This window comes from Streptomyces sp. ISL-36, from assembly GCF_018614205.1.
Lineage (GTDB): Bacteria > Actinomycetota > Actinomycetes > Streptomycetales > Streptomycetaceae > Streptomyces.
The window spans coordinates 1-13,597 of sequence record NZ_JAGGOS010000130.1; the positions used below are offsets into that span (position 1 = coordinate 1).

The following is a 13,597-nucleotide window of genomic DNA, read 5'->3' on the forward strand; positions in this document are numbered from 1 at the left end:
GGCCGGCGCACGCGGCGCCCGAGCGGCGGCGGGCCGGGCGGGGCGTCGGACTCCTCGCGGCCGTGGCGATCGCCGCGGCGGCCGTCGGCGGAGGCACGGCGACCCTGGTCCAGCAGCTGACCGCGGACGGCACCACCACCGCGTCCGGTGTCACCGGGACGACCGTCTCGGCGAGCAGCAAGGGCACCGTCGCCGGCGTCGCCGAGGCCGTCTCCCCGTCCATCGTGGAGATCTCCGCGACCTCGACCTCCGGCAAGGCCACCGGCTCCGGCGTGATCATCACCGGCGACGGCGAGATCGTCACCAACAACCACGTCGTCTCCGGCGCCTCCGCGATCAAGGTGCGGCTCTCCGACGGCAAGACGTACGACGCCCGGGTCGTCGGCACGGACCCCGACAAGGACCTGGCGCTGATCAAGCTCAGCGGGGCGTCCGGCCTGAAGGCGGCCACCCTCGGCGACTCCGGCACCGTGAAGGTCGGTGACGAGGTCGTCGCGATCGGCTCTCCCGAGGGCCTGACCGGCACGGTCACCAGCGGCATCGTCTCCGCGCTCGACCGCGATGTGACCGTGGCCAAGGACGACGGCCAGGAACAGCAGCAGCAGCCGCAGTACGACCCGCGGCAGGGCTGGCCCTTCGAGTTCGGCGGGCAGCAGTTCAACGGGGACACCGGCTCGTCGAAGACGACGTACAAGGCGATCCAGACGGACGCCTCGCTCAACCCCGGGAATTCCGGCGGTGCGCTGATCAATATGAACGGCGAGATCATCGGCATCAATTCGGCCATGTACGCGCCGAGTGCCTCCAGCGGTTCCTCGGCCGGCAGCGTCGGCCTCGGATTCGCCATTCCCGTCAACACCCTCAAGGCCGATCTGGACGAGCTCCGGTCCGGCGGCGCCAACTGAACGCGTGCGAGGCTGGCCCCATGACTGGCCCGGTGAACGAAGGCGACCGCATCCTCATCGTCGACGACGAGCCCGCCGTGCGGGAGGCGCTGCGGCGCAGTCTCGCCTTCGAGGGGTACGGGACCGAGGAGGCGGTCGACGGCGTCGACGCCCTCGCCGCGATGGAGTCGTACGCGCCCGACCTCGTCGTCCTCGACATCCAGATGCCCCGCATGGACGGCCTCACGGCCGCCCGCCGCATCCGGGCGTCCGGCTCGACCGTGCCGATCCTCATGCTGACGGCGCGGGACACGGTCGGCGACCGGGTGACCGGCCTCGACGCGGGCGCCGACGACTACCTGGTGAAGCCCTTCGAGCTGGACGAGCTCTTCGCCCGGATCCGGGCCCTGCTGCGCCGCAGCTCGTACGCGGCCGTCACCGGCACGGAGCCGGAGGGCGAGGTGCTCTCCTTCGCCGACCTGCGGATGGACCTGGCGACCCGCGAGGTGACGCGCGGCGGCCGGCCGGTGGAGCTGACCCGGACGGAGTTCACGCTCCTGGAGATGTTCCTGGCCCACCCCCGCCAGGTGCTGACCCGCGAGCAGATCCTGAAGGCCGTGTGGGGCTTCGACTTCGAGCCGAGTTCGAACTCGCTCGACGTGTACGTGATGTACCTGCGGCGCAAGACGGAGGCGGGCGGCGAGCCGCGCCTGGTGCACACGGTGCGGGGCGTGGGCTACGTCCTGCGTGGCGGAGGTCCGGAGTGAGCGGTCCGGTGACCTGGTTCCGCTCGCGGCCGCTGCGCTCCAGGCTCGCCCTGCTCACGGCGGTCGCGGTGGCGCTGGCGGTGGCGGCGGTGTCGGCGGCGTGCTGGTTCGTGACGCGGGCGCAGCTGGAGGCGGAGCTGGACTCGTCGCTGCGCAGCAGCAGGCTGGACGCCGGCGCGGTCGGGAACCTGGCCCTGACCTGCGCGCGGAGCGGCGAGCCGACGGTGCCGTCGGCGGGCTCGTACACGGTGCAGATCGTGCTGGGCAACGGCAAGGTCTGTACGTACGGCTCCTCGCCGATCCCCGTCCAGGCGGACGATCTGGCGGTGGCGCGCGGACAGCTGCCGTACGCCCTGCACTCGGCGAAGGCCGAGAACGGCAGCGAGATGCGGGTCTACACCTATCCGCAGCCGGCCTTCCAGGACGTGGTCGGCGTCTCCGTCGCCCGCCCGTTGGCCGAGATCGACAACTCGATGTCCACGCTCGGCTGGGTGCTGCTGCTCGTCTCCGGGATCGGTGCCGTCGGCGCCGGTGCGGCCGGTCTGTGGGTGGCGCGGGCCGGTCTGAAGCCGGTGGACCGGCTGACCGGGGCGGTGGAGCACGTGGCGCGGACGCAGGATCTGACGGTCCGCATCCCGGTCGAGGGCGAGGACGAGGTCGCCCGGCTCTCCCGCTCCTTCAACGCGATGACGGCCGCGCTGGCCGTCTCCCGGGACCGCCAGGCGCAGCTGATCGCGGACGCAGGACACGAGCTGCGCACCCCGCTGACCTCGCTGCGCACCAACATCGAGCTGCTCGCCCGCAGCGAGGAGACGGGCCGCGCGCTGCCGCCCGAGGACCGGCGGGCGCTGTTGGCCTCGGTGAAGGCGCAGATGACGGAGCTGGCCGCGCTCATCGGCGATCTGCAGGAACTGGCCCGTCCGGACGCGGTGCAGCCGGGCCCGCTGGAGGTGGTCCCGCTCCACTCCATCCTGCGCTCGGCGCTGGACCGGGCCCGGCTGCGCGGGCCCGAGCTGACCTTCCGTACCGACCTGGCGCCCTGGTACGTACGGGCGGAGTCGGCCGCGTTGGAGCGTGCCCTGGTGAACGTGCTGGACAACGCGGTGAAGTTCTCGCCGCCGCGGGGCACGGTCGAGGTGACCCTGATGCGGGGCGAGCTGACAGTTCGCGACCACGGCCCCGGCATCGCAGCGGAGGAGCTGCCCCATGTCTTCGACCGCTTCTGGCGCTCCCCGTCGGCGCGCAGCCTGCCCGGCTCGGGCCTCGGCCTGTCGATCGTGGCCCGCACGGTCCAGCAGGCCGGCGGCACGGTGGCCCTGACGGCGGCGGAGGACGGCGGGACGGCGGCGGTGATCAGCCTCCCGGGTGCGCCGACTCCGCCGCCGGAGCGGTCAGTTGTGGCGGATGAGGGACTCGACGAGACCTGAGCGGGTGTTCGGGAAGTCCATCGGGACGATCCCGAGCCCCTTCCAGCCGGTGGCCTCCCCGCCGTCGAGGAAGGAGTGGACGTTGGGGTTGAGCCGGTCGGAGTTCCAGCGGGGCGGGAGCAGGGCCGCGGTGGAGACGTAGTTGACGTAAAGCCTGCCGGGCTGGGTGGCGGCCTTCCTGAAATGGGACTCGATCTTCGGGTACTTGGCTCCGGGCTCGGCCATGTAGTCGTCCTGGATGTCGAAGAACGTGCCGTCGCCGTAGCGCAGCCCCGGCAGGCCGGCGTTGTCGGCGAGCAGGACGACCCGGCCGCGCGCCTCGCCGAGCAAGGGCAGGCCCGTGCCGATCCGGAAGAGGGACCGCCAGCCGCGGACGTCCAGGTAGTCGTCGAAGATCTGGCGGAAGGCGGCGTCGGAGTCCTCGGAGTACTCCTGTTTGACCCGCATGAGGACGGTCTCGGAGGGGTGGGCGGCGAGGAAGTCGCGACAGGCGACGAGGACGTCGCCGAACATCATGTTCTGGTAGTAGGCGCCGTGGTGGATGGCGAAGGAGCCGCCGGTCACCCGGCAGCGGACGTCCAGGAAGCGGATGCCGCTGTCCAGCTGCTGGGCGATGGTCGTGTTCTGACAGGCCACCCAGGGGCCGCCGAAGCGGGCGCCGGAGTCGTGGGTGCCGGGGATGGTGAGCTTCTGGAGCGGGGTGGGGTCGCCGTGGCCGGCCATCCAGTCCCGCAGCCCGAGGGCTCGGGTGCGCGCCCGGGCGGGCGGGGCTCCGATGAGGACGGTGGCGGTGGTCGCCGCGGCTCCCGCGAGAAAGCTTCGTCGGTCCATGGCCGGGAGTATGACGGGTACGCGTCAAACAGCACCAGGGGCGGGAGGGCCCGTACGCGAAAGGGGCGGCGGACCGCCGAAACGGTCCGCCGCCCCTCCCCCTCGCCCTACGTGGTTACTTGACGACCGTGATCCGGTCCGCCGCCGGCGGCGCCAGCGGTGCGGCCGCCGAGGAGTGGGCCGCCAGGTAGGTGTTGAACAGGTCCAGGTCCGAGGCGCCGACCAGCTTGTTCGTGCCCGCCGCCAGGGCCGGGAAGCCGTCGCCGCCGCCCGCGAGGAACTCGTTCATCGCGACCCGGTAGGTCTTCGCCGGGTCGATCGGCTCACCGTTCAGCCTGACCGAGCCGTCCACGACCCGGTCCGCGCCCGTCTTCGTCATGTCGAGCGTGTAGGTGAGGCCCTTCGAGACCTGCAGGATCTTGACCGAGGCCGCGTTCGAGCCGCTGACCTGCTGCTTCAGCGCGGCGAGCAGGTTCGCGCCGGACAGGTCGACGACGTTCATCATGTTGGTGAACGGCTGCACGGTGAAGGACTCCCCGTACGTCACCACACCGTCGCCCTCGGCGCCGGACGCCTTGTACACCAGGTCCGAGCGGATACCGCCCGGGTTCATCAGCGCCAGCTGCGCGCCGCCCTTGTCCGCCGGGGACAGGCCCTCCAGCTGGGCGTCCGCGATCAGGTCGCCGAGCGGCTTCTCGTACGCCGTCGAGCCACGGCCGTTGATGTCGGCGGAGATGAAGCCCTGCGGCCTGTTCGCGATCGGGGCGGCCAGCGCGTTCCAGTCGCGGATCAGGTCGGTGATGTCCTTGGCCTTGGGCACGTCACGGGTGACGACGTGATTGGCCGACGCGACCGACGTACGGACGATGTCCTTGGTGCGGCGGTCGTAGGTGAGCGTGGTGTCCGTGTAGAGCTTGCCGTACGAGGACGCCGAGGTGACCAGGCGCGGCTTGCCGGACGGGTCCGGGATGGTGCAGACGTACGCCTGGTGAGTGTGGCCGGTGACCAGCGCGTCGACCTGCGGGTTCACGTTCTTGGCAATCTCGGTGATCGGGCCGGAGATGCCGTCGCCCGGGCCGGGGCTGTCGCAGTCGTAGTTGTACGCGCCGGAGGCCGGGGCACCGCCCTCGTGGACGAGCGCGACGATGGACTTCACGCCCTTGCGCTCCAGGACCTTCGTGTACTTGTTGATCGTCTCGACCTCGTCGCCGAACTTCAGGCCCTTGACGCCCTCGGCGGTGACGATGTTCGGGGTGCCCTCCAGGGTCACGCCGATGAAGCCGATCCTGACGCCGTTCCTCTCCCAGATGAAGTACGGGTCGAGCAGCGGCTTGCCGGTCTTCTCGTCCGTCACATTGGCCGCGAGGTACGGGAAGTCGGCGCCCTCGAAGGTCTTGCCGTCGACGGCACAGCCGGCGGTCGGGTGACAGCCGCCGTTCTGCATCCGGGCCAGCTCGCGCGCGCCCTCGTCGAACTCGTGGTTGCCGACCGAGGTGACGTCGAGGTCCAGCTTGTTCAGCGCCTCGATCGTCGGCTCGTCGTGGAAGAGCCCGGACAGCAGCGGCGAGGCGCCGATCAGGTCACCGGCCGCGGCCGTGACGGAGTAACGGTTCCCCTCACGCGCCTGACGCAGGTGCGTGGCCAGGTACTCGACACCGCCGGCGTCGATCTTCTCCGTGGTGCCGTCCTCGTGGACGTGCGTGACCTGGCCCGAGGAACCGGCCGGCGGCTCCAGGTTGCCGTGGAGGTCGTTGAAGGAGAGCAGCTGGACGTCGACCGTCCGGCCCCAGCCCCCACCAGCGCCCTGGCTCCGGTCCTGGGCGGCCCCGGCGGGCAGCGCCGCGACGAGCGCCCCGACGGTCGCAATTCCCGCACCGACGACGAGAATCCGCCGCCCCGCCCTGTTCTTCTTCCGTGTCGCTGACATCGCTTCCCTTGCTCCTCGCCCCTTTTGTGGCGGTGTTCGACCACCTGCTCTGCGAGCGCAGCCTAGAGTCAACGCGCGTAGCGCAACAGGGGGTGGCCGGTTACGAGCTGGTTGCCTTTGCCGGTCCTCTTCCGCCGTAGGCTCGGAGACATGACTTCTGACGCGGCACCGGCCCTCGAACCCGGCCGGCAGATCCACACCCTCGACGAGCTCTCCCCCGACCAGGTCCAGGACGTCCTGGACCTGCTGGAGGCGGCCGACCGCGCCGACGGCATGCACGCCGTGTCCGAGCAGGGCCGGCTGTATCTGCGCCACGGCAGGCGTGAGGGTGTACGGCACTTCCTGCTCACCGTCGGCCCGCATCTCTACGGGTACGCCCAGCTGGAGGACACCGATCCGGTGGAGGCCCCCGCGGCCGAGCTGGTCGTCCACCCCTCGCACCGCGGGCGCGGGCACGGCCGGGCGCTCGGGACGGCGCTGCTCGCGGCCTCGGGCAAGCGGCTGCGGGTGTGGGCGCACGGCGGCAAGTCGGCGGCGCGGCACCTGGCCCAGGTGCTCGGCCTCACCCTCTTCCGGGAACTGCGTCAGCTGCGCCGCCCGTTGGTACCGCTCGACATTCCCGAGCCGGTCCTGCCGGAGGGCGTCACCGTCCGCACCTTCGTGCCGGGCCAGGACGACGCGGCCTGGCTCGCCGTCAACGCGGCCGCCTTCGCGCACCACCCCGAGCAGGGCTCGCTCACCCAGCGCGACCTGGACGACCGCATGTCCGAGCCGTGGTTCGACCCCAAGGGCTTCTTCCTGGCGGAGAAGGAGGGGCGGCTGATCGGCTTCCACTGGACGAAGGTGCACGCGGAGGAGCAGCTCGGCGAGGTCTACGTGGTCGGGATCCTGCCGGACGCGCAGGGCGGCGGCCTCGGCAAGGCGCTCACCGCGATCGGTCTGCGGCATCTGGCGGCGGAGGGGCTGCCGACGGCGATGCTGTACGTGGACGCGGACAACACGGCGGCGGTGACGGTGTACGAGCGGCTCGGCTTCGTCACCCACGAGGTCGACCTGATGTACCGCACGGAATCGTGAGGCCGGTGGCCTGAGCTCCGGAGGCCGGTGGCCGGGGGCCTGAGCTCCGGAGGCCGGTGACCGGAGGCCGGTGGCCTGAGGTTCAAGGCCCGAAGATCAGGGGGCGGTTGACACCGCCCCCTCTCTTCCACCACCCTTTCACTACTTGATTAGTGAAAGGGTGGTGGAAGGAACGTGCTCGAGTACCGGATCGACCGGCGCAGCGGAGTCGCCACCTACCTCCAGATCGTGCAGCAGACCAAACAGGCCCTGCGCATGGGTCTGCTGGAACCCGGCGACAAGCTCCCCACCGCGCGCGAGGTCGTCGAGGCGACGGCCATCAACCCGAACACGGTCCTGAAGGCCTACCGCGAACTGGAGCGCGAGGGCCTCGTCGAGGCCCGCCGGGGCCTGGGCACCTTCGTCCGCGCGACGCTCGGGACCGCCCCGGCCGAGTCGCCCCTGCGGGGCGAACTCGACGCCTGGGCCCGGCGGGCACGGACGGCCGGCCTGGAACGGGACGACGTGGCCGCGCTCTTCACATCCGTACTGAAAGAACACTTCGAGGGGGACGACGTATGACCGCCGAAACGGCTCTGGAGGCCAGAGGCCTGGGCAAGAGTTACGGAGGACGAAGGCACCCATGGGCCCTGCGCGACTGCTCCTTCAGCCTCCCCGCCGGCCGCGTCTGCGCCGTCGTCGGACCCAACGGGGCCGGCAAGTCCACCCTCCTCGCCCTGGCCGCGGGCCTGCTCAAGCCCACCGAGGGCACGATCCACGGCCCCGCCCGCGACGCCCTCGCCTATGTGGCCCAGGACAAGCCGCTCTACCCGCAGCTCACCGTCGCCGACACCCTGGCCATGGGGCGGGAGCTCAACCCGGGCCGCTGGGACGCGGCCGTCGCCGAACGGATCGTCGACGCCGGCCCCCTGGACGAGGACGCCCGCATCCGTACCCTCTCCGGCGGCCAGCGCACCCGCGTCGCCCTGGCCCTCGCGCTCGGCAAGCGGCCCGAGCTCCTGCTCCTGGACGAGCCGATGGCCGACCTGGACCCGCTGGCCCGCCATGAGCTCATGGGCGCCTTGATGGCCGACGCCGCCGAACACGGCACGACGGTCGTGATGTCCTCGCACATCCTCACCGAGCTGGAGGGCGCCTGCGACCATCTCATCCTCGTCGACGGAGGCGGAGTCCGCCTCGACGGCGCCATCGACGACCTCCTCGCCGCACACACCCTGCTCACCGGCCCGGTCGCCGACCTGGCCCCGCACACGGTCGTCGACTCCCGCACGACGGGACGTCAACTGACCGCGCTCGTACGCAACGACGGGTCCCCGGTCGAAGGCGCCTGGCAGACCTCCGAACCGTCCCTGGAGGAACTCCTCCTCGCCCACCTCCGCGCCTCCCGCACCCGCACCCCCGAAGGAGCCTCCGCATGAGCAGCCTCGCGTTGAAGGGCCCGTACTGGGTGACGGTCCGCCAGCACCGGCGAGCGTGGTGGGCGGTCGCGGCCACCGTCGGGCTGAGCCTCGTGTGCGTGGCGGGCCTGCGGCTGTGGGACTCCCGTACCAGCGGCACCAACCAGGACGACGGCTACATGCTGCTACGGGTGGGCATGGACCTCTTCTCCATGGGCATGATCGGGCTCCCGCTGCTGCCGGCCGTGTTCGTCGCTGGCCCGATGGTCGCCCGTGAGCTGGAGTCCGGGACGTACAAACTGGCCCTGACCCAGTCCGTCACGCCGAGCCGCTGGTTCGCGTCGAAGCTGCTGGTGGCGGGCGCGGTGACGCTCGGCGGCACGCTCGCGCTGATGGCGGTCTACCGCTTCGGCTGGGTCAGGGTGACGAGCCACTACCAGTTCACGTGGTCCGACCAGGGCACGTACGAGGCGATCGGCACGGTCGGCCTCGCCTACGGCCTGCTCGCCGTCGCCGTCGGCGCGTTCGTCGGCCAGCTCGTACGGCGCACGGTCGTGGCCATGGCGGCGGCCGGCGGGATCATGGCCGCCGTGCTGATCGTGCTCAACGCCTACCGCTGGGACTTCCTGACGGTACGGACGATCACCGGCCCGGTCGGCCCCACGGTCCGGCTGCCCGACATGGGCCTCGAAACATCGTCCGGGCTGATCACCACCACAGGGCAGCGGCTGCCCGGCTGGTACTGCGCCGAGCCGATCGACGAGCACGGGCTGTGCCGGCCCGACGAGAACATCGCCGTGCAGTACATCGACTACCACCCCGCCTCCCATTTCTGGCCCACCCAGCTCATCGAGACCGGCATCCTGCTCGCCCTCGCCGCCCTCGCCCTCTTCGCCGCCTTCCGCGTCCTGCGCGCCCGGCACCCGTAGGGGGCCGCCTTCAGGGGCTTTCCGGACACGACCCAGGATCGGCGGGGCCCTTCAGGGGCCCCGCCCCCGATTCCCGTACGACACGTCGCCGTTACCGAGTATTCAGACGCGCTTGCGACGCTCACGCAATGAAGCCCGCCGTGCACGCGCCCCGCCAGGCGCTCCCGAAAGGGAGACTTCCCTCCACCACGGCCCGCTCCGACGCGCCCGACCACCCCTTCGCGCGGAAGAATGGGGCCATGAGCCAGCAGCCCGCCGAGGTCCCGGTCCAGTCCTCCGCCACGCCGTCCGCCCCGCAGTCCGCGCAGAACGGTTCGAACGGCCAGCCCACCGTCGGCTCCATAGCCGCACACCGCACCCACACGGTCGTCCCCGGCCCGGTCTCGGACCTGGAGCCCGACCTGGACGCCGACCTCGACGGGTACGAGGAGGACGGCGACACGGGAGAGCTCCCCCAGGGCCGGTTCCTCGACCGCGAGCGCAGCTGGCTCGCCTTCAACGAGCGGGTGCTCGAACTCGCCGAGGACCCGACGACCCCGTTGCTGGAGCGGGCCAACTTCCTCGCCATCTTCGCGTCGAACCTCGACGAGTTCTTCATGGTCCGCGTCGCCGGCCTCAAGCGCCGTATCGCCACCGGCGTCGCCACCCGCTCCGCCTCCGGTCTGCAGCCCCGCGAGGTGCTCGACCTGATCTGGACCCGCTCGCGCGAGCTCATGGCCCGGCACGCCGCCTGCTACCAGCAGGACGTGGCCCCGGCCCTCGCCGACGAGGGCATCCACCTGATCCGCTGGCCCGAGCTCACGGAGAAGGAGCAGGCGCGGCTCTTCACCCTGTTCCGGCAGCAGATCTTCCCCGTCCTCACCCCGCTCGCCGTCGACCCCGCGCACCCCTTCCCGTACATCTCGGGCCTCTCGCTCAACCTCGCCGTGGTCGTACGCAACCCGGTCAGCGGCCACCGGCACTTCGCCCGCGTCAAGGTGCCCCCGCTGCTCTCCCGCTTCCTGGAGGCATCGCCGCAGCGGTACGTCCCGCTGGAGGACGTCATCGCGGCGCACCTGGAAGAGCTCTTCCCCGGCATGGAGGTGCTCGCCCACCACATGTTCCGGGTGACCCGGAACGAGGATCTGGAGGTCGAGGAGGACGACGCCGAGAACCTCCTCCAGGCGCTGGAGAAGGAGCTGCTGCGGCGCCGCTTCGGCCCGCCGGTCCGGCTGGAGGTCGAGGAGTCCATCGACCCGTACGTCCTCGACCTGCTGGTGCGCGAGCTGAAGGTCTCCGACGCCGAGGTCTACCCGCTGCCCGGCCCGCTGGACCTGACCGGCCTGTTCGGCATCGCCTCCCTGGACCGGCCGGAGCTGAAGTTCCCGAAGTTCGTCGCCGGCACCCACCGCGACCTGGCCGAGGTCGAGTCGGCCTCCGCGCCCGACATCTTCATGGCGCTGCGCGAGCGGGACGTCCTCCTGCACCACCCGTACGACTCCTTCTCCACCTCCGTCCAGGCCTTCCTGGAGCAGGCGGCCGCCGACCCGGACGTCCTCGCCATCAAGCAGACTCTGTACCGGACCTCCGGCAAGTCGCCCATCGTCGACGCCCTCATCGACGCCGCGGAGAGCGGCAAGCAGGTCCTCGTCCTCGTCGAGATCAAGGCCCGCTTCGACGAGCAGGCCAACATCAAGTGGGCCCGCAAGCTGGAGGAGGCCGGCTGCCACGTCGTGTACGGCCTGGTCGGCCTCAAGACGCACTGCAAGCTTTCGCTCGTGGTCCGGCAGGAGGGCGAGGTGCTGCGCCGCTACTCGCACGTCGGCACCGGCAACTACCACCCCAAGACCGCCCGGCTCTACGAGGACCTCGGTCTGCTCACCGCCGACCCGCAGGTCGGCGCCGACCTCTCCGACCTGTTCAACCGGCTCTCCGGCTACTCGCGCCGCGAGACCTACCGGAGACTGCTCACCGCACCCAAGTCCCTGCGGGACGGGCTGGTCTCCCGGATCAACAAGGAGATCGTCCACCACCGGGCGGGCCGGCCCGCCTACGTCCGGATCAAGGTCAACTCGATGGTCGACGAGGCCGTCATCGACGCCTGCTACCGGGCCGCGCAGGCGGGCGTCCCGGTCGACATCTGGGTCCGCGGCATCTGCGCCGTCCGGCCCGGCGTCACCGGCCTGTCCGAGAACATCCGGGTCCGCTCGATCCTCGGCCGCTTCCTGGAGCACTCCCGCGTCTTCGCCTTCGGCAACGGCGGCGAACCCGAGGTCTGGTTCGGCAGCGCCGACATGATGCACCGGAACCTGGACCGGCGCATAGAGGCCCTGGTGCGGGTCTCCGACCCGGCCCACCGGGCGGCCCTCACCCGGCTCCTGGAGACCGGAATGTCCGACACCACCTCCTCCTGGCACCTCGGCCCGGACGGGAACTGGACGCGCCACGCGACCGACCCCGAAGGCCAGCCGCTGCGGCACGTCCAGGAGATGCTCATCGACGCGCGGAGGCGCCGGCGTGCACAACCCTGACCACGACGTCACCACGGAGACCTCCGCGGCCACCGCCGCGGGCAACATCCCCGTGGACATCCCCGCGAGAACCGCCGGAGCCACCGGCGCCACCGCCGGAACCACCGGAGCACCAGCGGGAGTCACGCCCGGCGCCACCGCCGGAGCCACGGCTGAAGTCACCGTTGGCGTCACTGCCGGAAGCCCGGCGGAAGTCACCGCCGGCGTCACCTCCGGCGTCACCTCCGGAGGCAGCGCCGGAGTCACAGCCGGCGAGGTCCTCACCCCCTACCTCCAGGCACGGGCCGGGGACTTCCTGCGGGCCCTGCGACTGCACGCCGAGAGCGGGGCGGACACCGCCGGCGCGGAGGAGGCGGCCCGTGCCCTGCGTTCCGCCGCCCGCCGCATCGGCGGAACGCTGCACACCTTCCGGCCACTCCTCGACACCGCCTGGGCCGACCAGCTGCGCACGGAGCTGGCCTGGCTCTCCGGCACCCTGGCCCTGGAGCACGCCTGCACCTCGCGGCTCGTCCGGCTGGTGGACGCCCTGTCCCGCCTGTCGAGCGGCGGCGGACCGGTGTCGGCCGGACCGGTGCCGGCCGCCCGGGGCGCGGCGAGCGCCGGAAGCCCCGGCCTGACCGTGGGCGCCGCCCGGGCCGGCGCCCTCCTCGAACGCCAGCTGACCCTGGCCCGTACGCGCGCCCACTCGGCGGCGCTCCAGGCGCTCGGCTCCTCCCGCTTCCACGCGGTCGCCGACGCGGTCGCCCTCCTCGCCTCCGAGGTGCCCCTGAGCCCCGCGGGGGCGGCCCCGGCGGTCAACGTCCTCGACGCTCCCGCCGAGGCCGTCGAGCGCCGCCTCCTGGACGCGGTGGCCGGCCTGCCCCTGACCCGCGCGGCCCACCCGTACAACGCCGAGGCCCTCGCCCTCGCCACCGGCGAGGCCCAGGACGCGCCCTGGCACCAGACGCGGCTCCTGCTGCGGCTCCACCGGTACGCCCGTGAGGTCCTGCACACCCCGACCACCCCGGACCCCGTCCTCTACGAGGCCGGCCGCGCCCTGGACCGTCACCGCGACGCCGCCGAGGCGGCCGCCGCCGCGGCCACGGCGGCCCGCACCCCCCGCATCGCCCCGGCCACCGCCTACGCCCTCGGCGTCCTCCACGCGGACCAGCGCCACGAGGTCGAGGCGGCCCGCTTCGCCTTCCAGCACGCCTGGCAGAGAGCGACGGCGGGGGTGCCATGACGGATCCGGACACGGTACGGGCGGCCGGCTGCGTCCTGTGGCGCCCGGCCCCGTCGGGCGAGGGCATCGAGATCGCCCTGGTCCACCGGCCGAAGTACGACGACTGGTCCCACCCGAAGGGCAAGCTGAAGCGGGGCGAGACGGAGGAGGAGTGCGCCGTCCGCGAGGTCGGGGAGGAGACGGGCCAGTCCTGCGTCCTGGGCCGCCGGCTGCCCACGGTCCGCTACGTCGCGAACGGCCGCCCGAAGCAGGTCGCGTACTGGTCGGCCGAGGCCCTGGGCGGCACGTTCACCGCGACCACCGAGGTCGACCGGCTCCTCTGGCTCCCGCCCTCGGCGGCCCGACCCCGTCTGACCCAGCCCAGGGACCGCGAGCTCCTGGACACCCTCGTCTCCACGACCTCACCCTGAGTCTCCACGACCTCCCGCTGACCGGCCGGCCCCGGCGCGAAACAGCCGGTCCGGCGCCGGCGCGCGGCCCCCCGCGGCACGACACCACGGAGCCGCACCGTGGCTTCCGGCACGGTTCACTTGCCGTTCACTCTCCCCCGTCGACCGCTTCACCTGTTCTGCCTAATTTCGGCCGTACAAGGTGCACGAGCACAGCGACGCACCCGCAACCCCGAC

At 72.0% G+C, this 13,597-nt stretch carries 12 protein-coding genes; 10 read left to right on the forward strand and 2 right to left on the reverse strand.

Annotated elements, in window-relative coordinates:
* The 3 genes from J7E93_RS29705 to J7E93_RS29715 all read left to right on the forward strand — a co-directional run.
* On the forward strand, positions 1-905 hold a 905-nt coding region (locus J7E93_RS29705; RefSeq protein WP_215073101.1), incomplete at its 5' end, for a S1C family serine protease.
* A 20-nt stretch (positions 906-925) separates the two neighbouring features.
* Positions 926-1,651, forward strand: a complete 726-nt coding sequence (locus tag J7E93_RS29710; protein ID WP_215073102.1) for a response regulator transcription factor — start codon at positions 926-928, stop codon at positions 1,649-1,651.
* Positions 1,648-3,078, forward strand: coding sequence for a HAMP domain-containing sensor histidine kinase (locus J7E93_RS29715; protein ID WP_308368835.1), 1,431 nt, complete (start codon positions 1,648-1,650; stop codon positions 3,076-3,078). Before J7E93_RS29710 ends, J7E93_RS29715 begins: the two co-directional genes overlap by 4 nt.
* On the opposite strand, the gene J7E93_RS29720 is transcribed toward J7E93_RS29715, so the two are convergent.
* On the reverse strand, positions 3,043-3,909 hold the full coding sequence (locus J7E93_RS29720) for a phosphatidylinositol-specific phospholipase C (protein ID WP_215073103.1): 867 nt from the start codon (positions 3,907-3,909) through the stop codon (positions 3,043-3,045). The genes J7E93_RS29715 and J7E93_RS29720 overlap by 36 nt on opposite strands.
* A gap of 115 nt (positions 3,910-4,024) precedes the next feature.
* Complete coding sequence (locus J7E93_RS29725; RefSeq protein ID WP_215073104.1) at positions 4,025-5,836, reverse strand: bifunctional UDP-sugar hydrolase/5'-nucleotidase; 1,812 nt, start codon at positions 5,834-5,836, stop codon at positions 4,025-4,027.
* Between the two features lie 150 nt (positions 5,837-5,986).
* Here J7E93_RS29725 and mshD point away from each other — a divergent pair, with 150 nt between their 5' ends.
* From mshD to J7E93_RS29760, 7 genes are all read left to right on the forward strand, one after another.
* Entirely contained in the window at positions 5,987-6,913 is a 927-nt protein-coding gene (gene mshD, locus J7E93_RS29730; protein ID WP_215073105.1) for a mycothiol synthase, read from the forward strand.
* Positions 6,914-7,087: 174 nt separating this feature from the next.
* Positions 7,088-7,474, forward strand: coding sequence for a GntR family transcriptional regulator (locus J7E93_RS29735; RefSeq protein ID WP_215073106.1), 387 nt, complete (start codon positions 7,088-7,090; stop codon positions 7,472-7,474).
* A complete protein-coding gene (locus J7E93_RS29740; RefSeq protein WP_215073107.1) occupies positions 7,471-8,331 on the forward strand; it encodes an ABC transporter ATP-binding protein in 861 nt (286 codons plus the stop codon). Before J7E93_RS29735 ends, J7E93_RS29740 begins: the two co-directional genes overlap by 4 nt.
* Positions 8,328-9,239, forward strand: a complete 912-nt coding sequence (locus J7E93_RS29745; protein WP_215073108.1) for an ABC transporter permease — start codon at positions 8,328-8,330, stop codon at positions 9,237-9,239. The genes J7E93_RS29740 and J7E93_RS29745 overlap by 4 nt, the downstream gene beginning before the upstream one ends.
* A gap of 239 nt (positions 9,240-9,478) precedes the next feature.
* Entirely contained in the window at positions 9,479-11,749 is a 2,271-nt protein-coding gene (locus tag J7E93_RS29750; protein WP_215073109.1) for an RNA degradosome polyphosphate kinase, read from the forward strand.
* Positions 11,736-12,971, forward strand: a complete 1,236-nt coding sequence (locus J7E93_RS29755) for a CHAD domain-containing protein (RefSeq protein ID WP_308368836.1) — start codon at positions 11,736-11,738, stop codon at positions 12,969-12,971. The genes J7E93_RS29750 and J7E93_RS29755 overlap by 14 nt, the downstream gene beginning before the upstream one ends.
* Positions 12,968-13,381 (forward strand): NUDIX hydrolase, encoded by a 414-nt coding sequence (locus J7E93_RS29760; RefSeq protein ID WP_215073110.1) that lies wholly within the window; start codon positions 12,968-12,970, stop codon positions 13,379-13,381. Before J7E93_RS29755 ends, J7E93_RS29760 begins: the two co-directional genes overlap by 4 nt.
* Positions 13,382-13,597: the final 216 nt, after the last annotated feature.

Excerpts from the sequence above, each read along its gene's own strand:
- J7E93_RS29710 (WP_215073102.1), top strand. The coding sequence starts at position 926 with ATGACTGGCCCGGTGAACGAAGGCGACCGCATCCTCATCGTCGACGAC.
- J7E93_RS29725 (WP_215073104.1), bottom strand. The coding sequence starts at position 5,836 with ATGTCAGCGACACGGAAGAAGAACAGGGCGGGGCGGCGGATTCTCGTC.
- J7E93_RS29750 (WP_215073109.1), top strand. The coding sequence starts at position 9,479 with ATGAGCCAGCAGCCCGCCGAGGTCCCGGTCCAGTCCTCCGCCACGCCG.
- J7E93_RS29740 (WP_215073107.1), top strand. The coding sequence starts at position 7,471 with ATGACCGCCGAAACGGCTCTGGAGGCCAGAGGCCTGGGCAAGAGTTAC.
- J7E93_RS29745 (WP_215073108.1), top strand. The coding sequence starts at position 8,328 with ATGAGCAGCCTCGCGTTGAAGGGCCCGTACTGGGTGACGGTCCGCCAG.
- J7E93_RS29760 (WP_215073110.1), top strand. The coding sequence starts at position 12,968 with ATGACGGATCCGGACACGGTACGGGCGGCCGGCTGCGTCCTGTGGCGC.
- J7E93_RS29720 (WP_215073103.1), bottom strand. The coding sequence starts at position 3,909 with ATGGACCGACGAAGCTTTCTCGCGGGAGCCGCGGCGACCACCGCCACC.
- mshD (WP_215073105.1), top strand. The coding sequence starts at position 5,987 with ATGACTTCTGACGCGGCACCGGCCCTCGAACCCGGCCGGCAGATCCAC.